The sequence below is a fragment of the bacterium genome, from assembly GCA_026708055.1.
Lineage (GTDB): Bacteria > Actinomycetota > Acidimicrobiia > Acidimicrobiales > CATQHL01 > VXNF01.
The window spans coordinates 33,561-52,996 of the sequence record JAPOVS010000047.1; the positions used below are offsets into that span (position 1 = coordinate 33,561).

Here is a 19,436-nt window from a genome sequence, read left to right on the forward strand (position 1 = left end):
GAGGGCCATGCCGCCACCAGAGAGGCCGGCCCCGCGGGTAACAGTCCTGGCCGGCGGATTCGGGGCGGCACGCCTGCTGGACGGTCTCGTACGGATCTGCGAACCGCGTGCGGTGACGGCGGTCGTGAACTGCGGCGACGACTTCCGGTTGCACGGCCTGGACATCAGCCCCGACCTCGACACCATCACGTATTGCCTGGCCGGCGAGTTGAATCCCGAGACGGGCTGGGGCCTGAAGGACGATTCCTGGCGGGCGCTGGAGATGCTGCGGAACCTCGGCGGCCAGAGCTGGTTCGGGCTCGGCGACCGTGACCTGGGAACGCACCTGTACCGCACGCAGCGCCTCTCCGAGGGTGCCCCGCTGTCGGCCGTCACCGCCGAACTGGCGAGCCGCTGGGGTGTCGAGGTACGGCTGCTGCCGGTGACCGACGACCGGTTGCGGACGCGCCTGGTGGTCGATGACGGCGCCGGCACCGAGATCGGGTTCCAGGAGTACTTCGTGCGTCTACGTCACGCGGTGGCGGTCCGATCGGTGTGGTTCGTCGGCGCCGAGCAGGCGCGGCCGGCGCCGGGCGTCCTCGACGCCATCGCCGACGCCGCTGCCGTGATCATCGCTCCGTCCAACCCGATCGTGTCCATCGGGCCGGTTCTGGCGCTGGCGCGGGTGCGCCGCGCCGTGGCGGAGCGGCGCGAGGCAACGGTGGCGATCTCGCCGATCGTGGCGGGCGCGGCGCTGCGGGGACCGGCCGGCCGGCTCATGGCCGAACTCGGCCACGAGTCATCGGTCGTCGGGGTGGCGCGCCTGTACGCCCCGGTGGCGGGGACCCTCGTGATCGACGAGGCCGACGCCTCCCTGGCGCCGGCAGTGGAGAGCGAGGGGGTGCGCTGCGTCGTGGCGCCGTCGATCATGCATACGCCGGCGGAGGCCGCGGCATTGGCCCGGACGGCGCTGTCGGCGGTCGAGCAGGCGGCTGTGCCCAGCCGTTGAGACCGACCGTGCACGCCGGCCCGAACACGCTGTCGATCTCGGGGATCACCGGCGTCGGGGAGGTTCGGCCCGGCGACGACTTGGGCGCCCTGATCTCCGGCGCCGCCGACCTGCAGGAGCGCGACATCGTGGTGGTGACCCAGAAGGTCGTCTCCAAGGCCGAAGGGCGCCTGGTGGAGGTGGACCACGGCGACACCGGTGCCCGCCGGCGCGTGGTCGAGCGCGAGGCGGTCCGCGTGCTGCGCCGCCGGGGGGAGCTCATCATCGCCGAGACCCCGCACGGGTTCGTGTGCGCCAACGCCGGCGTGGACTTCTCCAACGTGCCCGAGGGGCAGGCGGCGCTGCTGCCCCGTGACCCCGACCGGTCGGCGCAGCGGATCCGCGACGGCATCGCCGCCGCCGGTGGGCCGCCGGTGGGCGTTGTCGTGTCGGACACCTTCGGACGCCCCTGGCGACGCGGTCTGACCGACGTCGCCATCGGCTGTGCCGGGGTCCTGGCGGTGCTGGACCTGCGCGGCACCGCCGATGCCGGCGGCCGCCGGCTCCAGGTCACCGAGGTGGCCATCGCCGATGAACTCGCCGCCGCCGCCGAACTGGTGATGGGCAAGGACCGCGGCATCCCCGCCGCAGTCGTCCGCGGCGCCCCGCGCGCCTGGTTCGGGGACGGCCGGGCGCTGCGGGACCTGCCGCGTGCGGCCGGCGAGGACCTGTTCCGCTGAGCCCGGCGCCCCGGGTCGCCCTAGCGGCGACCGCCGAGCAGAGACTCCCCGGCCGCCACGGTCTCACCGTCGCCCAGCAGCGTGAAGCCGGCCAGGCGCGCCCCCGGACCCACCACTGCGTCGTGGCCGACCACGGAGTCGGCAACGACGGCGCCGGCGCCGATCCTCCCCCCGGGCAGCACGACCGAGCCCCGCAGGCACGCGCCGGCCTCGACGACGGCCCGCTCCATGACGACGCTGCCGGCGACGTCGGCGCCGGGTGAGACCACTGCTTCGGAGCTCACCGCGTCGAGGGTGACCTCCCGGCATCCCGAGACGAGATCGATGTTGGCCTGCAGGTACGAAGCGGGTGTGCCCGCGTCGATCCAGTAGGCGTCGGAGCGCAGCGTGTACAACGCGCCGTCGGCGGCCACGGCCGCGAACGTCTCGCGCTCCATGGAGACCGGGCGGCCGGGAGGGATCCTCGCCAGCACGGACGGCTCGAGAACGTAGACGCCGGCGTTGATCCAGCCGCTCGCCGCCCCGCCGGTCGCCGGTTTCTCGACGAATCGTGAGACACGACCCGAGTCGTCCGATTCGACCAGCCCGTAGCGCGAGGCGTCGGCCATCGGGATCGTCAGGATGGTGGCTTCGGCGCCCCGCGCCCGGTGCAGCGCCAGCAACTCGCTGAGCGGCGCATCGGTCAGCACGTCGCCGTTGAGCGCCCAGAACGTCTCGCAGAACGGATCGCCGTCGACGGCCATGCCGTTGTCCGCAGCCGTCCGGCGGGCCGCGAACAACAACGCGCCGGCGGTCCCGAGCGGCTCGGGTTCGGTGGCGTAGCGGAGCCCGGCGCCCCCGCAGCGCCCCGACGGGTAGGCCACGCCGAAGGCATCCGGTCGGTAGCCGAGCGACAACACCACGTCGTCGGTGCCCTCGGCGGCCAACTTGGCCACCACGTGCTCGATCATCGGACGATCCACGATCGGCAGCATCTGCTTGGGGCGCATCTCGGTCAGCGGCCGCAGCCGAGTCCCCAAGCCGCCGGCGAGCACGATGGCGGAGCGGGGGCTCATCGGGACTCTCGCGGGCCGGGTCGGTGTGCGGTCAGCGCTGTGCCCGCATCGTCGGGGGGATTCTCCGGCGCCGGCCGCTCACTCGTCCGCCGGCTCGGTGACCAGGGGCGTGGACTCCTCGCCGGCGCGCAGGGCGAACGGATCGATCTGTCCCAGCCAGGCGATGCTCGGCGGCGGCGGCAGTTCGGCACCCTCGGGGGCCCGTGCGATGGTCCAGGCCTCGCCGTTGTTGAGGAAACGGATGTCCCCCATGTTCTCGGTGAAGACCTCCGGCGCCTCGTCGACAGAGCCGGCGAACTCCCAGCGGTGCACCTGGATGATCGCCGGCTCCCCGCCGCAGGTGACGTCCTCGGCCAGCACCCTGCCGTCGTCGAGGGTGATGGCGTCGTCGGAGATCTCCGCCCGCATGGCGGTCATGAAGTCCTCCAGCGTGGCGTTCTCGCCCGAGGCGGCCTCGAAGTACGGGTGGATGTGGATGATGGCGTCGTCGTGGGAGTGGATGCCGAGCCCGTCGTCGGTGCTCGTGAAGTGCGGCAGGAAGTCTCCTTCGGTGCCCTCGGCGCAGTCCCACAGCACGTACGGCGAGTGCCAGTGGTCCTCGTTCTGCACGGGTCGGGCCTGCACGTCGCGGGTGGTGTAGGCGAACGCCACGAGCGCGGTGCCCGCCACGATGATGAGCACCACCAGCGCGGGGAAGCTCGGCCGCAGGATGCGGCTCCACCTGCTGCCACCGCCGCCGGTGCGCGCCGCCCGCTCGATGTTGCGGACGGCATCGGCGAGGGAGGTACGGCTCCGGGAGTCTCGCGCCATAGCGACAGGCACACTACCGCCGGTTCAGGGTGATGACGCCCGTCGCCGGCCGCTGCAGCGACCCGCCGAGCCGCCCCGGGGTCCCCGCCCCCACGGCTAGCCTGCGGCGCGTGGAGGGGCCTGTCGTCTGGCTGAACGGTGCGATCGTTCCGGAGTCGGCGGCATGCATCTCCCACCGGGATCACGGCCTGCTGGTGGGCGACGGCGTCTTCGAGAGCGTCCGGATCACCGCCGGGCAGGCCTTCGCCGTTGGGCGCCACCTGGCGCGCCTGGCGCGCTCCGCGGGGGCTCTGGGGCTGGAACTGCCGCCGGCGGGCGAATTGCGCCAGGCGGTCGGCGCCGTTCTGGCCGCCACGGGCGTGGTCGAGGGTCGCCTGCGGATCACGGCCACCAGCGGTCCCGGCGGGTTCTCCTCGGCTCGGCCGCCCGCGGGGACGACCGTGGTCGTGGCGGCCGAGGAGGCCCCGCCCTGGTCACCGCACGTGGCGGTGATCACCGTGCCGTGGCCCCGCAACGAGCGGGGCGCCACGGCCGGCATCAAGACGATCTCCTACGCCGAGAACGTCCTGGCTCTCCGGCGGGCGCACGCCGCGGGAGCCGGCGAGGCCGTCTTCGCCAACACCCGGGGGGAACTGTGCGAGGGCACGGGCACCAACGTGTTCCTGGTGTTCGGCGGGCGGCTGCTGACGCCCCCGCTGTCGGTGGGCTGCCTGGCCGGCGTCACCCGCGACCTGGCATTGGAGATCACCGATGCGACAACCGAGCCCGTGCCGCTGGGCGCCCTCGCTGAGGCGTCGGAGGCTTTCCTGACCTCCACGACGCGCAACGTGCACCCCGTCTCGGCCGTCGACGGCGTGTCGCTGCCCGCCTGTCCCGGGCCCGCGACCGTCGCCGCCCAGCAGGCTTTCGCCGCCCTCATGGCCGAGACCCTGGACCCCTAGCCCCCGGAGGCCGCCGCCGCACCGGGACCTCCGGGCTCTCAGAAGCAGGCCTCGTGAACGATGGGGTACGGGTTGATGTGGTTGCCCCGCCCCCCGAGGTGGTACTCGAAGTGCAGGTGCGGGAGCCCGGCGGCGTTGCCCGAGTCGCCCACGTAGCCGATCACGGCGCCCGCAGGCACCCAGCCCACGCCGACGTTCTCGTACGCCGACAGGTGCGTGTTGTAGTAGTAGTTGCCCGAGTCGGCGAAGAGGTAGGCCGAGTTCCCGCCGATGCGGTTGGCCCGGTGCTCCACGCGCCCGCTCTCGACGGCCAGCACCGGTGTCCCGGTCGGTGCGATGAGATCGTTGCCCTTGTGCCAGCCGCCGTAGTGGCGGGGATCCCCGAAGTCGTCGAAGTGGCTGAACGGTCCGGCCAGCGGGCACACCCAACCGCTCGCAGCCGCCAGCACCGGCAGGCCGGCGACCGGCGCCGCCGCGTCGCCCGGCTCGCCCGGCCTGACCGGCGGGATCGCACCGGCGCCCGGCTCCGCCTGCGGGGCGTCCGGCGCCGCCGCGGCTGCCCGGGCGACCTCCTCCCCGGCGACCCGGGCGGCCTCCTGCCTCGCGACCTCCGCGGCGGCCGCCGCGGCCGCCGCGGCGCGTGCCGCCTCCAGGCGGCGCGCCTCCTCGGCCTGCCTGCGGCGCAACTCCTCCGCCAGGCGCCGGCGCTCCTCCCCCTCGAGCGCATCCAGCAACCTGTCCTGCTCATAGAGGCGCGGCGCTATTTCCAGGTACACCGACCCGATGGCGTTCAACTCCGCCTGCACCTCGGCGGCGGCGGCGGCGGCCTGGCTGATCAACTCCTGCTGGTGCCGGGCGCGCTCGGCGAGCAGCGCCTGCGCCTGATCCAGGTCGTCGCGGGCCCTGCGGTAGTCGTCGATGATGTCGAGGGACCCTTCGCTCACGAAGCGGGCCAGGGCATCCACCGCGGCCTGGCGGTTGATGTCGTCGCCGGCCAGGATCGACGGGGGCGTCGTGGAGTCGATGTAGCGCTGCACGGCGATCTCGATCATCTGCTGGCGCAGCGCGGCCACTTCGGCGTCGATCCCGGCGACGCGCTGGGACAGCTCCACGATCTCGACGTTCAGCTCGTACAGGGCCAGATCGGCCTCCCAGTAGCGGGCGCCGGCTGCGTCGGCGCGCGCCTGGGTGGCGATCATCTGATCGAGGTACTCGTCGATCTCGTCCTGCAGCGCGGACACGGTGGCGCGCACCTGGTCCAATTCGCTCTGCGCGCCGGACGCCGAACTCATCACCAGCACCAGAACGACCGGCAGCGCCCACAGCACCTTCCGGCGCACGACGTTCAGCCGGGAGGCGCTCAACCTAGAGAACGTCGCTCTCATCCCTGATGTCACCCACGAGGGACTCCAGCACGTCCTCAAGGGTCACGAGACCCACCGTAACGGTCCCCTCGCGAACCAGGGCCACGTGCACCCGGTGCCGCCGCATCAATCGCAGGAGATCCTCCAGCGGCAGGTCGCGGCGCACCATGAGAGCCCGCCGGACGCAAACGGCGGGAACCGCCTGGGACCAGCGCTCGGGCGGGACCGTCAGCAGGTCCTTGGCATGCACGAACCCCTCGGGACGGTCGGGATCGCCCAGCAGCAGCCGGGAGTGCCCGCTGGCCACCACCGTCGCCTCCGCCTCGGCCACGCTGGCGGCCCGCGGGATGGCACAGATCCGCTCCCGGGGCACCATGATCGACGCCACCGGGCGCTCGCCCAGCTCCAGCGCAGAGGCCAGCAGCGTGTGCTCGAACTCTGTGAGCAGGCCGCCGGTGCGCGACTCGGCCAGCAGCTCGGACAGCTCAGCGGGCGTGCGGGCGCTGGACGTGCGATCCACCGGGACCACGCCGCACAGGCGCGAGAGCACCGCCACGAGCCACTCGAGAGCCCGGATCACCGGCCGGAACGCCCCGACGAACAGCCGGTGCACCGGCGCCAGCCACATGGCCAGGCCATCGGGATTGCACAGGGCGGCGTTCTTGGGGACCATCTCACCGATCAGCACGTGGGCGAAGACCACGATGGCGATCGCCACCGCCACGCTGACGCCGTGGCCGAATCCCCCGAGGACACCGTCGAGCAGGCGCGCCACGGCCGGTTCGACCACGTAGCCGAGCCCCAGGGCGGTCATCGTCAGCCCGAGCTGCGCGCCGGCGAGCTGCATGCCCAGATCCCCCATTGCCCGCACCGCCACCCGGGCGCGCCGGTTGCCGGACTCGGCCAACACCTCCAGGCGGCTGCGTGACGCCGCCACGAGCGCGAACTCCACGGCGGTGAAGAAGGCGTTGCCCGCCAGCAGCACGACCGCCACCAGCAGCGCCAGGACGGTCACGGCCGTCGCCGCCCGGTCTCGGCGACCCGCACGGTCACGATCCGCCGCCGCACCATCTCGGCGACCTCGAAGCGCCAACCCTCCCAGGAGAACGAGTCGCCGACCACCGGGATCCGCCCGAGCCGGTACAGCACGAACCCGGCGAGGGTCTCGTAGGGGCCATCGGGCGTGCGCAGGCCGCAGGCCTCCTCGATGCCGTCGGCGCGCAGGTCGCCGGCCAGCAGCCATTCGCCCGGCGGAGCCGGCGGGGTGAGCTCCGCGACCGGGTCGTGCTCGTCGTCGATCTCCCCGACGATCTCCTCGGTGATGTCCTCGGCGGTGATGATCCCCGCGGTGCCGCCGTGCTCGTCCACGACGACCGCCAGGGACTGGCGCCTGCGACTCATCTCGCTCAGCAGGCTCCGCAGGTCGGCGCTCTCGGGCACCGCCCACACGTCGACCATCATCTCCTCCACCGTGATCGTGTGACGCTCGGCGGGCGGGACGCGGTGGACCGCCTTCACGTGCACCACGCCCCGCACGTCGTCCAGGTCGGCGTCGGCGACCGGGAAGCGCGAGTGACCGCTGGTGACCGTGGCGTCCACCAGATCGGCCATCGTGTCGGTGGCGCCGACGGTGATCACCTCCACACGCGGCACCAGGGCGTCGGCGGCGGTCTTGGCGCCGAAGCGGATCGAGCGCGTCAGCAGCGTCACATCCTCCGGGTCCAACTCGCCGCTGCTCCCCGCCGAGCGGATGACGTGCTCGAGCTCCCGCAGGGTCCGCACCGACCGGAGTTCGCCGATGGGTTCGAGTCCGGCGAGGCGCACGATCCGGTCGGCGGTGCCGTTGAACAGCGTCACGAACGGCCACGTGAGGTAGCCGTACAGGCGCAGCGGCCTGGCACACAGCAATCCCACCGGCAGAGGCCGCGAGATGGCCAGCATCTTGGGCAACTGCTCCCCCGCCACGAGGTGCACCACCGTCGCCAGCGCCAGGGCCACGGCCACGGCCACGGCGTGAGCCGAGGACTCGCTCAGCACCGCTCCGAAGGCCCCCAGCAACAGCTCCGCGATCAGCGGTTCGGCAACCCAGCCCAGCAGCAGGGACATGACCGTGATCCCCAACTGCGCAGCCGAGAGATGGAACGTGAGTCGCTCGGTCACCCGCAGCAGGCTCTGGGCCGACCGGCGCCGGGCGCGCCGGGCGCCGCGCGCCGCCTCGGTGAGCGGACCGCGCGACACGGAAACAGCAGAAAACTCCGCCGCGACGAAGAAGGCGTTGGCGCCGATCAGCGCGACGACCGCAAGAAGTCCGAGTGCGACTCTGATCGCCCGGCAGTCTATCGGCGGGGGGCCATCGGCCCGGGGAGCAGGAGGGTCGGCGGTAGCATCCGGTGCCATCACCGCTGCCGTCGACATCGACCCGGACACCAGCAAGGGTTGGCTGCGGCGCCTGTGGCCGATCGTCTCCGCACACCGCTCGCTCCTGGCGTTCGGCGCCGCTTGCGGAATCGTCGCCCTCGTCACGCAGGTGGCCGTCCCCGCGGTGGCCCGCGAGGCCATCGACGCCGCCGGCGACGGTTTCGGCGACCGGCTGCGGACCCTCTGCATCCTGCTGGGCGCCCTGGCGGTCGCCCGCGGGCTCACCGGCGGCGCCTACCGCTACCTGCTGTTCAAGCTGTCGCTGCGGATCGACAGCGAGCTGCGGATGATCATCCAGCGCCACCTCGGCCGGCTGTCCTTCTCGTTCTACGACCGCAGCAGCTCCGGCGACATCATCTCCCGCGCCAACACCGACATCCGGTCCATCCAGATCCTGTTCGCCTTCGCCCCGATGCTGGGCATGGCGGTGCTGACGTTCTTCCTGGCCTTCGGCCTCATGCTCTGGATCCACGTGCCGCTCACGTTCGTGGCGCTCGCCACGCTGCCGGTGGCCACGCTGGTGGGGAACCGGTTCCGGAACAGGTTCCTGCCGCTGTCGTGGATCATCCAGGGTCGCAGCGCCGAGGTTGCGGCGGTGGTGGACGAGAACGTAAACGGCACCCGGGTCGTGAAGTCCTTCGCCGCCGAGCGGGCCGAGATCGCCAAACTGGCCCGGGCCGCCCGGCGGCTGCAGTGGGCCTCGGCCACGAGCGTGGACATCCGGGCCCGCTACAACCCGGTGCTGGAGGCGCTGCCGCGGATCGCCATGGGGCTGGTGCTGCTGTACGGCGGCTGGCTGGCGATCGACGGCCGGGTCTCGATCGGCACGCTGTTCGCCTTCGGCGCCTACATCATCATGCTGCAGTTGCCGTTCCGGATGTTCGGCTTCATCGTCATGCAGAGCCAGCGGGCGGCGGCCTCGGCGGAGCGGATCTTCCAGGTGCTGGACACCCCGCCGGAGATCATCTCGGCGCCCGGCGCGCGGGCCCTCGAGCGCGCCGAGGGCCGCCTGGAATTCGACGACGTGACCTTCGCCTACGGGCGGGGGGAGGGCCGCTCGGCGGTGCCGGTGCTGGACGGCTTCAGCGTGCGGATCCACCCGGGCGAGACGGTGGCGCTGGTCGGCCCGACCGGCGGCGGCAAGTCGACGGTGGCGCGCCTCGCCGCCCGCTTCTACGACGCCGGCGGCGGGACGGTGCGCCTCGACGGCCACGACGTGCGCGACCTGGACCTGGAGTCGCTGCGCCGCAACGTGGTGGTGGCTTTCGACGAGCCGTTCCTGTTCTCGGTCAGCCTGCGGGACAACATCGCCTTCGGCCGCCCCGACGCCCCGCTCGACGAGGTGATCAGCGCCGCACAGGTCGCGCAGATCCACGACACCGTGGCGAGCCTGCCGGAGGGCTACGACACGATCGTCGGCGAGCGGGGCTACACCCTGTCGGGTGGGCAGCGCCAGCGGATCGCCCTCGCCCGGGCGCTGCTGCTGGAGCCCGGCGTGCTGATCCTCGACGACGCGCTGAGCGCCGTGGACATGGGGGTGGAGGCGGCCATCGGGGCCGCGCTGGCTCACCGGCGCGCCGGCGGCGCCACGCTGCTGATCGCCCACCGGCTGTCGACGATCAGCCTGGCCGACCGGGTCGTGTTCACCGAGGGCGGACGGGTCGTCGCCACCGGAACGCACGCCGAGTTGATGGCCACGCAGACGAGCTACGTGCAGGTCCTGGCGGACGCCGAGGCCCGCGAGGCCGAGAGCCGTGAGGCTGAGACCCACGCAGCCGGGAGCCGGCGCCGCGGGGACATGGACTTGGCCGCCGGCGGTCTGAGCATCATCGAGGGGCCGGCGCCGTGAGCTTCATGGGAGGCTCGTATGTGGCCGGGCCGCAGGGCCCGTCCTCGTCGCAGGCCAACGCCGCCGCCGGCCTGCCGTTCGCGGGTATCCCCGACGAGATGATCGACCGGGCGGCGGACATCCTGGACGCCGAACCCACCCATCCCGAGCCGGACGTGGACTTCGCGCACCGCCCGCCGGCGGCCGCGCCGCTGTCGCTGCGCGCGCTGCTGCGTCCCCACTGGCGGCGCGTGCTGCTGGTGGTGGCTCTCGTGGTCGTGGAGGCCGCCGCCACCCAGGCGGGGCCGCTGCTGACCCAGATCGGCATCGACGACGGCGTGGCGCCGCGCCGCTTCGGCGTCCTGGGAATCGTGGTGGCGGTCTACTTCGCCACGGTGGCGGTCCACGTGGTCGCGGGCCGCTTCCGCACCGCCCTCGGGGGGCGTCTCGGCGAGCGCCTCATGTACGGCCTGCGGGTGCGCGTGTTCAGCCATTTCCAGCGGATGTCGCTGAGCTTCTACACCTCCGAGAAGGCGGGCGTGCTGATGTCCCGCATGACCAGCGACATCGAGATGCTCACGATGCTGCTGCAGGAAGGGCTCGTGATGATGGTCGTGCAGGGGTTGACCCTGGCGGTCATCACCGGCGTCCTGTTCTACCTGCACGTCCCCCTGGCGGCGCTGACGGTGGGCGTCGTGGTGCCGGTCACGCTGCTGCTGTCGCTGTGGTTCCGGCGCGCCTCGGAGTCGGGCTACAACCGGGTGCGGGACCGGATCGCCATCGTCCTGGCCGACCTTTCGGAGAACCTGGCCGGCATCCGCACCATCACCGCCTACAACCGCCGGCGCCGCAACATCGCCCAGCACCAGGTCGTGGTGACCGACCACGAGGACGCCAACGTCTACACGTCCAAGGTGTCGTCGCTGTACGGCTCCGCGGCCGAGGGCGTCGGCATCATCGGCCAGGCGGTCGTGCTGGGCGTGGGCGGCTGGCTGGTGGTCGACGGCCGGCTCACGCTGGGCGCCCTCACCGCCTTCGCCCTCTACCTGACGGCGTTCTTCGCCCCCATCGGCCAGCTGGTGGTGCTCTACAACGCCTACCAGCAGGGCCAGTCCGCCACCGCCAAGCTGCGGGAGCTGCTCGCCCGCGAGCCCGACGTGACCGAGGCGCCCGACGCCGTACCGCTGGGCCCGATCGAGGGCCGGATCACCTTCGAGGGGGTGTCGTTCTCCTACGGCGGCGGCGAGTCGGTGCTGCGGGACGTCGACCTCGACATCCCCGCGGGCGGGAGCCTCTCCATCGTCGGGGCCACCGGGGCCGGCAAGTCCACGATCGCCAAGCTGGCGGTGCGGTTCTACGACCCCGACGAGGGCACGGTGCGCATCGACGGCGCCGACCTGCGCACCGTGCAGCTCGAATCGCTGCGCCGGCAGTTCGGCGTGGTGCCCCAGGAGCCGTTCCTGTTCAACGGCACCATCGGGGACAACATCCGCTTCGCCCGCTCCGACGCCGGCGACACCGAGGTGGCCGAGGCCTGCCGGGTGGTGGGCCTGGAGGCGTTCGTGGCGTCGCTCCCCGACGGCCTGGACACGCCCTGCCACGAGCGCGGCGCCTCCCTGTCGGCGGGCGAGCGCCAGCTGCTGGCCCTGGCCCGCGCCTTCCTGGCGCGACCGCGCGTGCTCATCCTCGACGAGGCCACCTCCAACCTGGACCTGCGCTCGGAAGCCCAGGTGGAGCGGGCACTGGACGCCCTGCTGGAGGGGCGCACCGCCGTGATCGTGGCGCACCGCCTGGCCACGGCCATGCGCGCCGACCGGATCGCCGTGGTGGACAATGGGCGGATCGCCGAGATCGGAAGCCACGACGAGCTCGTCGCCGCCGGCGGCCTGTACGCTGCCATGTACGCCGCCTGGGAGGCCCACGCCGCCGGCAACGGAGCGGCGCCGACAGCCCCGGGAAGCGGCGCCGCGCCGCGAGGCGACCCCCGATGAGTGCAGGGCGAACGAGCACCGGCCCGGCGCGTGCCGGCCCGGCGGGTACAGGTCCGGTGGGTTCCGACCCGAGCCCGGCCCTGCGACTCAGCGGCGTCGGTGTGGTGCGCGACCGCCGGCAACTGCTCGCCGGCGTGAACTGGACGGTGCAGCAGGGCGAGCGCTGGGTGATGCTGGGCCCCAACGGGGCGGGCAAGTCCACGCTGCTGCGGGTGGCGGCCCTGTACCTGCATCCCACCGAGGGCACCGTGGAGGTCCTGGGCCGGCGCCTGGGCCGTGTCGACGTGCGCCGCATGCGCCACCGGGTGGGCTACGCCTCGGCGATGCTCTCGGATCGCATCCGCCCCACCCTCAGCGCCCTGGACGCGGTGATGACCGCCCGCCACGGCGCCCTCGAGCCGTGGTGGCACAGCTACAGCGACGCCGACCGGCAGCGGGCCGCCGACCTGCTGGAGCGGCTGGGCTGCGGCCACCTCGGCGCCCAGCAGTTCGGCCTGCTGTCCTCCGGTGAGCGTCAGCGGGTGCAGATCGCCCGGACGCTCATGACCGAGCCCGGCCTGGTACTGCTCGACGAGCCCACGGCCGCGCTGGACCTCGCCGGCCGGGAGGAACTGGTGCGCTCCCTGGACGCCCTCAGCGCCGACCCGACGACGCCGCCGACTGTCCTCGTGACCCACCACGTCGAGGAGATCCCCGCCGGCTTCGACCACGCACTGCTGCTGCGCGAGGGCCGAGTGGTCGCCGCGGGCCCCATCAACGAGGTCCTCACCGCGGAGCGCCTCAGCGCGTGCTTCGCCATGGACCTGGAACTGGAGCACAACCGCGGCCGCTGGTGGGCCCACGCAGCCGGCTAGCGCCGCGATCGGGCCGAGCGCGTCCACGGGCAGGCACCGCGAGAGGCCCGGGATCGCTCGGGGCCGCCGCTGTTCGACTTGCAGGGGGTCCGTGTGTCACGCGGGAGGCCGAGACGGGTGGTGACCGGTGCGGGTCAGTTCCGGACTGCGACCTTGAAGGTCTGCATGGCTACACCGCCGGCGTTCGTGGCAGAGACCGAGACGGACGTCGCGCCGGGCGTGAGACCGGTCAGCGATAGGTTCGATCCGGAGACCGCCACGGTCACCAGCCGGGGGTCGTCGGACAGCGCTCGGTACGTCGCCCCGACAGCGCGGCCGAACAGCGGCGCAAGGTCGAGCACTGTGGGCGGGTCGCCGACTGTCACGGCGCGGTCGCCCAGCAGCGTCACAATTGTCGGCGCGGCCCGCTCGATGGCCGTGACGCTCAACGACTCGACCGGCGGGCTCCCGCTGCTGGCCGGGGTGACCGTGACGCGGAACGACAGGAGTGCCGAGCCTTTGGTGTTGCCGGCGGTGACCGACACCGTGGTCACCCCCGGTGCCACCGGGATCAACGTCATCCCCGATCCCGACACCACGACGGTGACGACACGAGGGTCGGCGGCGAGCGCCCGATAGCTGTCGGTGGACGCGCCGAGGACGGTGGCCAGGTCGAGTTCGACGGGCGGCCCCCCGATCTGCAGCACCGCATCGTTCACGAGCGCCCTGATCCGAGGCGCGATCGTCACTCGAGTCGCTGTGAGGCCGCCGCCGCCGATACTCGAACCGCTGTCCGGGCCGCCGCTGCCGGGGCCGCCGCTGCCGGGGCCGCCGCTGTCCGGGCCGCCGCTGTCCGGGCCGCCGCTGCCGGGGCCGGCACCGACAATGCGGCTGTTCTGGGTGTCGGGAGGTGCGCCGGGCTCCTCGTTGTCGACAATGGTTCCGTAGCCTCCGGGCCCCCCGAAATCGCGGTAGGCGTTCGTGACCGAGAGCAGTTCCAGCGTGAATACCTCGGCGACGTGCTCGAGTTCACCGTCGTTCCGGGTCGGCACCGAGACCGTCCGCTCGGTGACTCCCGGCGGGAATCTCAGCGTGCCGCTCTTGGCGCTGTAGTCACTGCCCGCAATGGCACTGCCGTCGAATGTCGCATACCTGGCGGTGACCTCCCGGCCGCTGGGCTCGTCCAGTCTGACCGTGAACGTGAAGGTCTTGCCCTCCTCCCCCTCGACATCGGAGACCGACAGGCCCGGCGTCGAGTTCTGGTCCCGGATGAGGCCGGTGGCGGCGTCACGCGGCGCCGAGGCGTTCGATGCACTGCTCAGCCTGAGCCCGAAGGTCTCATAGTCCTCCTCGTCGATGTCGTCGGGGAGGAGCCTCACGTCCACATACTGCGTCCCGGCGCTCCCGTTGAGGAACTCCAGCGTCCCCGACGCCGGCTCGTAGTCGCCCGGCGCACCGGATCTGCTCGCCACGGCCGTACCGTTCACCGTCTGGTAGTTCACGGTGACCGTGCTGCCCCGGTCCGTGAGCAGCGTCACAGCGAAGGTGGCGTACGCACCCTCGTCAGCCTCGACGTTCTCGACCAGCAGATCGGTCACAGGATCGGTGTCGTCAGTGATGGTGCCGGTTGCCTCGAGGGTGCCGACGCCCCCCGCCAGTGTGGCGCCGGCCGGGTTGTGCACCTGCAGCGTGAACGTCTCGGTGTCCTCGTCGAGGGTGTCCTCCAGCACCCGCACGGCGATCCGAGCGGTTCGCTGGCCGGCGGGGATCGCCTGGCCGGGGTACTCCCACGTCCCCGCTTCGAGGAAGTCCAAATTGACAGTCGCCGTGCCCGAGTGGGTCGAGGCGTGGAAATGGACGTCCTCGGCGCTCGTCTTGTCCAGGCTGACCGTGAACACCATGGTCGTGTCGCCCTCGGTCACGGTGACGTTCGGGGTGACGCTCAGTACCGGCAGGCTCGGCTCCTGTGCGACAGCGGCGGTCGTGCCCAACATCGCGCCGAGCAGCAGCGAGACCCCGACGAGCGCGGCGGCGCGCCGGGGAGCCGTCAGCGAGCCCAGGGGACCGGAGCGGCAGGCTGAACGAGAGGGTTCCGCCCCACCGCTATGAGATTGAAGCATTGAATTGCGCATATTCCGCCCACCCCCGTGAAGACGTGCCGACACGATAGTCAGGCAGTCCGGCAGCGCCGAATCGGCTCCCAGGACACAGAAACGGACCCGTCGAGTCCTTCCGGAGTCGCCGAGGCGAGCGACCGAGAGGAGGCCGGCGACCCGGATTCCCAGGGCCGCGGGGTCACCTGCGCGCTCGACGAGGAGGCCGACTGAATCGCCCTGTTCAAGTCCTCCGCAGGCGCTCGGAGGTCTTGTAGCCGCAGCGGGAGGCCGTCGAGAAGGCCCACGACGGGCCGAAGAGCTGGCGGCGGGCGGGCAGGAACTCCTCGGACTCCAGGTCCTCCAGGGCCGCCAGCGTGCGGTCCAGGCCGAGCCCCAGGAGGCGGACGCTGCGCTCGTTGGAGATGTCGAGGCCCCCGGCGCTGACGACGATGACGAGCATCCGCCCGAGCATGTTCTGGCGGTAGAGCCGCCAGCAGTCCTCGGGGCCGATCCCCTCGACGCCCTCCTGGCGGAGGGTCTCGTGGTACTCGCCGACGGCGTCCCGCTCGATGCTGCGCCGCAGTTCGACCGGCAGGCTGCCACCCAGGAAGTAGGCCACGTCGCCGAGGGGGTTGTTGCCGCCGCAGACCTGCCAGTCGATCACGGCCAGGTCGTCGGCGCCGGGACCGAAGAACATGTTGTCCAACCGGTAGTCGCCGTGCCCGAAGGCCCGGGGGCCCCTCGCCAGGTCGCCCATGTAGTCCGCCGCCCTCCAGCCGAGGGTCTCGGTGATGCGCCGCATGTCGCCGGAGAAATGGTCCCTGAACACCTCGAACGTGCGCCGTAACGACGCCAGGTAGATGAGTTGCACCGGCGGCCGCCACTTCGGGTTGAGCGAATCGAAGATGTCGATGTACGGCGAGGTGTGGGTCTTGCCCCACGAGTAGGCGTGGAACCTGGCGATCGCCCGCACCACGCTGCGCGCCTGCTTTGCGTCGGCCCCTTCGATCTCGTCGACCCGGTCCATCCCGCCGAGGTCCTCCAGCACGAGCACGAGCCTGTTGCTGCGGCGGTCGTAGTCGCCGTAGTAGAGGATCGGCGACCTGATCGGGGCGTGGTGCGACAGGAGCCGGTAGAAGGCGCACTCCCGCCTGTACAACCGCACCCGCCGGGCCAGCTTGTCGGTCTCGGGATGCGAGGAGTGCAGTTTGACGACGACGGTCGCCGGGGCGCCGGGGGCGGCACCGGCATATCTCAGGCGGCAGCGCAGCGACTCCCCCACGTGGCCGATCCCCACACCCACCTTCTCCACCTCGACATCCTCCACGGCGGGGACATCGGCATGCCCGCCCGCGGCGAATGCCTGCCGCACCCAGCCCGGCGTGACCTCGGCACTACCTGCGGGAATGGCGGGTACGGGATCCACGCCGACACCTCCGCCCGGGATCACTCCTGCTCGGGGAGAGGGAGATCGGCTTCCACGTCGAGACGGATCTCCACCTCCCGGCCGACCAGCACCACATCGGGCAGGCCCGGGGCGTGCACGTCCATGTAGCCCGCCACACCGAAGTCGTCACGCCGGAGACAGGCTGTGGCCTCGAAGGACATCTTCGCCAACCGCAGATGCGGGTGGCGCACCGCGCCCAGGAACCGGGTCGACAGCACCAGAGGCAGTGTCATGTCCCGCACCGTCAGCTCGCCGGGCAACTCCCAGCGGTCGGCGCCGGTGGGTCGCGCCCCGCTGCCGCTGAACGTGAGCACGGGATAGCGCTCGACGTCCAGGAAGAGTGGGCCGCGGAGATGCTCGTCGGCCTGCGGATGCGCCGTGTCGATGCTCGCCGCGGCGATGCGCACCTCGGCCCGCGATTTCTCCGGCTCCTCGGCGACCGTGACCGTCCCGGAGACCTCCCGGAAGCGCCCGCGCATGGCGGTCAGCAGGTGGCGGGCGGCAAAGGCCACCGAGGAATGCGGCCCGTCGATCACCCACTCCCCGGCAACCGGCACGACGCGACCGTCGACGACCCGCGTGTACTGCGCCTCCACTGCCGGCGATGCTAGTGACTGGGGTGGTTCCGCTGCCGGGCTGGGTGCGGGCAGGGCCGTCCGCTAGTTGCCGGCGAACTCGGCCACGGCGACCGCTTCGCCGCGTTCGACCGAGGCCATGGCGGCCTCCAGCACCGCGATGACGGCCAGGCCCACCGCGCCGTCGGTCTCGACGGGGCCCTGTCCCCTGATGGCGCCGGCGAACTCCGCGAGTTGCTCGGCGAGGGGATCGGTCTCCTCCAGCGGCACCTCGTCGCGCTGCATCTCGCCCCGCTGCTGGGTGAACAGCCGCGTCCCCTCGTCCTGGCTGGAGGCCGACGCCGACGAGCCGAAGATGCAGAACTCCTCGGTGAACGGGTTGTAGTGGGAGGTGACCAGATTCCCGACGGCGCCCGAGGCGAACTCGAACAGCAGCCCCGTGGCGTGGTCGAGGGGCTCGCCATCCAGGACGCCGTTGCTGAACGCACTCACCCGCTGGATCGGGCCCACGAGGTAGTGGAACGTGTCGATCATGTGGACGCCCAATCCGGTCATGCCGCCCAGAGGGCTCTCGTTCCGGGAGGAACGCCAGGTGGCTGGGAAACCGCGGTGCACGACGAAGACCGACGTGGCCAGCAGCGGCGTTCCGAGGGCCCCCTCGTCGAGAAGCGCCCGGATGCGACGCACCGCGGCGAGGCGCCGCCGCTGGTGGCCCACCATCAGCACCGTGCCGGCATCCCGCGCCGCGGTCACGGCGCGCCGGCCGTCGGCAACCGTCAGCGTGAACGGCTTGTCGACCAGCACACCCTTGCCGGCAGCCGCCACCTCGCCGACCTGGTCGCCATGGGTGGTGTGCGGCGTGGCCAGGACGACGCCCTCCACGTCGTCGGCGCTGATCAGGTCGTTGAACGACGTCGCCGCCCGGCAGCCGCGCTCATCGGCGAAGGCCAGCCGAGCCGACTCGGTGCGCGCATAGCACGCCACCACCTCGGCTGCGCCGCTGCGGGTGGCGGCGTCGGCCAGTTCGCCGCCCCACCAGCCGAGCCCCACGACTCCCAGACGCACCGGCTCGTTCGCGCTCGTCATAGCAGCAGCCTTTCCTCGTACTCCACACGGGACAGGACGACCGGCTCGTCGGCGGTCACCAGCACCATGTCCTCGATCCGCACCCCGCCGCCGCCCGGTACGTCCGGCACCCACACCAGGGGCTCCACCGCGAACACCATGCCCGGGCGGAACTCGGTGTCGGTGGCGCCGGGCATGTTCTCCCCGATGTAGGGCGGCTCGTTGGCCCCGACGCCGATGCCGTGGCCGATGAACAGGCTGAACAGGTTCTCCGCCAAACCGAACTCGCCGATCACTTCCACGATGGCGTCGGTGGCGTCGGCGGTGGTGCAGCCAGGCCGCATCCTGTCGATCCCGGCCATCAGCCCCCGGTGGACGGCGGTGTAGATCTCCTGCTGGCGGCGGTTGGGGCGGCCGATGATCGTGGTGCGGCCGATGTCGGCGAAGTAGCCGTTCCACATGGCACCGATGTCGATGAAGCAGAGGTCGCTGTTGCGCATCAGCTTGTCGGTGGCGAGGCGGTGCGGGGGCGACATGTGCTCGCCGGAGGCCACGAACGGCGTGATGACGTGCGCCATCTCGCCGCCGAGGTGGAAGAGCGTCTGCATGGCGTCGCCGGCGACCTCCAGCTCGCGCCGGCCCGCCCTCGTCTCGTCGAGCGCTCGCTGCGTGACGGCGTCGCCGACGGCGCAGGCCTCGGCGATGATGGCGATCTCGACGTCGGTCTTGATGAGCCGCGCCCGTTGCATCACGGTGTCGCCGTCGACGAGTTCCAGGTCGGGCAGGTGGCGGCGCATGGCGTCGATGAACGACACGTTGCCGGCGTCCACCCCCAGGCGCCCGCTGCCGAGGCCCCGCTCGGCCAGGATCGGGCGCAGGATGCTCGCCACGAACCCGTCCACGAGCTCGGCCTGCTCCATGATGGGGATGGCGTGCGCCTCGGCGATCCACGGCATGTTTGCGCGGGCCTTGTCGATCTCCCCGCCCGAGCACAGCAGCACCGGTTCGCCCGCCGGCGTCAGCAGGGCGCCGTTCAGCGCCATCGTCTTGCCGGCGATGAGTTGCGCCCGCAGCGACGTGAGGTAGCGGACGTTCTCGTCCTTCCACACCATCAGGGCGTCGACACCCGCCGCGACGACTTCACGTTGCGCGGCGGCGACCCGCTCCCGCCGCAGCCGCGGCATGTCGTAGCGCTCCTCCCAGTCCACCGCGAAGGGGCCCTTGGCGTGGCCGGAGGCGGGACCGGGGGACTGGGACATCGGACCGGGCGGATCGGTCGGGCCCACCGGGAGACTCACTGGCGGGC

Annotated in this window: 16 protein-coding genes; 6 read left to right on the forward strand and 10 right to left on the reverse strand. The window is 72.1% G+C overall.

Annotated elements, in window-relative coordinates:
* Positions 1–7 precede the first annotated feature (7 nt).
* Together cofD and cofE are read left to right on the forward strand one after the other, a co-directional pair.
* Positions 8–988 carry a 2-phospho-L-lactate transferase gene (gene cofD, locus OXG55_10190; GenBank protein ID MCY4103612.1) on the forward strand — a complete coding sequence of 327 codons (981 nt, stop codon included), beginning with the start codon at positions 8–10 and terminating at the stop codon, positions 986–988.
* An 8-nt stretch (positions 989–996) separates the two neighbouring features.
* A complete protein-coding gene (gene cofE, locus OXG55_10195; GenBank protein MCY4103613.1) occupies positions 997–1,707 on the forward strand; it encodes a coenzyme F420-0:L-glutamate ligase in 711 nt (236 codons plus the stop codon).
* A gap of 20 nt (positions 1,708–1,727) precedes the next feature.
* On the opposite strand, the gene OXG55_10200 is transcribed toward cofE, so the two are convergent.
* Both OXG55_10200 and OXG55_10205 read right to left on the reverse strand, forming a co-directional pair.
* Positions 1,728–2,762, reverse strand: a complete 1,035-nt coding sequence (locus OXG55_10200) for an NDP-sugar synthase (GenBank protein ID MCY4103614.1) — start codon at positions 2,760–2,762, stop codon at positions 1,728–1,730.
* Positions 2,763–2,840: 78 nt separating this feature from the next.
* The gene (locus tag OXG55_10205; GenBank protein MCY4103615.1) at positions 2,841–3,572 is read right to left on the reverse strand and encodes a hypothetical protein; all 732 of its coding nucleotides are present in this window, start codon (positions 3,570–3,572) and stop codon (positions 2,841–2,843) included.
* A 110-nt stretch (positions 3,573–3,682) separates the two neighbouring features.
* On the opposite strand from OXG55_10205, the gene OXG55_10210 reads away from it, so the two are divergent.
* Positions 3,683–4,513: an aminotransferase class IV gene (locus OXG55_10210; protein MCY4103616.1), complete on the forward strand. Its 831-nt coding sequence runs from the start codon at positions 3,683–3,685 to the stop codon at positions 4,511–4,513.
* Positions 4,514–4,551: 38 nt separating this feature from the next.
* On the opposite strand, the gene OXG55_10215 is transcribed toward OXG55_10210, so the two are convergent.
* From OXG55_10215 to OXG55_10225, 3 genes are read right to left on the reverse strand one after another with little or no spacing between them, the layout of a single operon-like run.
* The gene (locus OXG55_10215) at positions 4,552–5,877 is read right to left on the reverse strand and encodes a peptidoglycan DD-metalloendopeptidase family protein (protein ID MCY4103617.1); all 1,326 of its coding nucleotides are present in this window, start codon (positions 5,875–5,877) and stop codon (positions 4,552–4,554) included.
* A 1-nt stretch (position 5,878) separates the two neighbouring features.
* Positions 5,879–6,892 carry a hemolysin family protein gene (locus OXG55_10220; GenBank protein ID MCY4103618.1) on the reverse strand — a complete coding sequence of 338 codons (1,014 nt, stop codon included), beginning with the start codon at positions 6,890–6,892 and terminating at the stop codon, positions 5,879–5,881.
* Positions 6,889–8,274, reverse strand: coding sequence for a hemolysin family protein (locus OXG55_10225; protein ID MCY4103619.1), 1,386 nt, complete (start codon positions 8,272–8,274; stop codon positions 6,889–6,891). Before OXG55_10225 ends, OXG55_10220 begins: the two co-directional genes overlap by 4 nt.
* Between OXG55_10225 and OXG55_10230 the strand changes: the two genes are divergently transcribed.
* Genes OXG55_10230 through OXG55_10240 form a run of 3 tightly spaced genes read left to right on the forward strand, consistent with a single transcriptional unit; the run spans position 8,162 to position 12,968 of the window.
* On the forward strand, positions 8,162–10,144 hold the full coding sequence (locus OXG55_10230) for an ABC transporter ATP-binding protein (protein MCY4103620.1): 1,983 nt from the start codon (positions 8,162–8,164) through the stop codon (positions 10,142–10,144). The two genes, OXG55_10225 and OXG55_10230, sit on opposite strands and share 113 nt — an antisense overlap.
* A gap of 5 nt (positions 10,145–10,149) precedes the next feature.
* On the forward strand, positions 10,150–12,114 hold the full coding sequence (locus OXG55_10235) for an ABC transporter ATP-binding protein (GenBank protein MCY4103621.1): 1,965 nt from the start codon (positions 10,150–10,152) through the stop codon (positions 12,112–12,114).
* A gap of 56 nt (positions 12,115–12,170) precedes the next feature.
* On the forward strand, positions 12,171–12,968 hold the full coding sequence (locus OXG55_10240; protein ID MCY4103622.1) for an ATP-binding cassette domain-containing protein: 798 nt from the start codon (positions 12,171–12,173) through the stop codon (positions 12,966–12,968).
* A gap of 134 nt (positions 12,969–13,102) precedes the next feature.
* On the opposite strand, the gene OXG55_10245 is transcribed toward OXG55_10240, so the two are convergent.
* The 5 genes from OXG55_10245 to OXG55_10265 form a co-directional block, all read right to left on the reverse strand.
* Complete coding sequence (locus OXG55_10245; GenBank protein MCY4103623.1) at positions 13,103–14,941, reverse strand: hypothetical protein; 1,839 nt, start codon at positions 14,939–14,941, stop codon at positions 13,103–13,105.
* A gap of 343 nt (positions 14,942–15,284) precedes the next feature.
* The gene (locus tag OXG55_10250; GenBank protein ID MCY4103624.1) at positions 15,285–16,469 is read right to left on the reverse strand and encodes a phosphotransferase; all 1,185 of its coding nucleotides are present in this window, start codon (positions 16,467–16,469) and stop codon (positions 15,285–15,287) included.
* 20 nt (positions 16,470–16,489) lie between these two features.
* Positions 16,490–17,086: a YceI family protein gene (locus OXG55_10255; protein ID MCY4103625.1), complete on the reverse strand. Its 597-nt coding sequence runs from the start codon at positions 17,084–17,086 to the stop codon at positions 16,490–16,492.
* 63 nt (positions 17,087–17,149) lie between these two features.
* Positions 17,150–18,151 carry a Gfo/Idh/MocA family oxidoreductase gene (locus tag OXG55_10260; protein ID MCY4103626.1) on the reverse strand — a complete coding sequence of 334 codons (1,002 nt, stop codon included), beginning with the start codon at positions 18,149–18,151 and terminating at the stop codon, positions 17,150–17,152.
* Positions 18,148–19,389 carry a Xaa-Pro peptidase family protein gene (locus OXG55_10265; protein MCY4103627.1) on the reverse strand — a complete coding sequence of 414 codons (1,242 nt, stop codon included), beginning with the start codon at positions 19,387–19,389 and terminating at the stop codon, positions 18,148–18,150. The genes OXG55_10260 and OXG55_10265 overlap by 4 nt, the downstream gene beginning before the upstream one ends.
* Positions 19,390–19,436: the final 47 nt, after the last annotated feature.

Coding starts and splice junctions, on each gene's coding strand:
- cofD (MCY4103612.1), top strand. CDS start 8: ATGCCGCCACCAGAGAGGCCGGCCCCGCGGGTAACAGTCCTGGCCGGC.
- OXG55_10200 (MCY4103614.1), bottom strand. CDS start 2,762: ATGAGCCCCCGCTCCGCCATCGTGCTCGCCGGCGGCTTGGGGACTCGG.
- OXG55_10205 (MCY4103615.1), bottom strand. CDS start 3,572: ATGGCGCGAGACTCCCGGAGCCGTACCTCCCTCGCCGATGCCGTCCGC.
- OXG55_10225 (MCY4103619.1), bottom strand. CDS start 8,274: ATGGCACCGGATGCTACCGCCGACCCTCCTGCTCCCCGGGCCGATGGC.
- OXG55_10235 (MCY4103621.1), top strand. CDS start 10,150: ATGGGAGGCTCGTATGTGGCCGGGCCGCAGGGCCCGTCCTCGTCGCAG.
- OXG55_10245 (MCY4103623.1), bottom strand. CDS start 14,941: ATGTTGGGCACGACCGCCGCTGTCGCACAGGAGCCGAGCCTGCCGGTA.
- OXG55_10260 (MCY4103626.1), bottom strand. CDS start 18,151: ATGACGAGCGCGAACGAGCCGGTGCGTCTGGGAGTCGTGGGGCTCGGC.
- OXG55_10265 (MCY4103627.1), bottom strand. CDS start 19,389: ATGTCCCAGTCCCCCGGTCCCGCCTCCGGCCACGCCAAGGGCCCCTTC.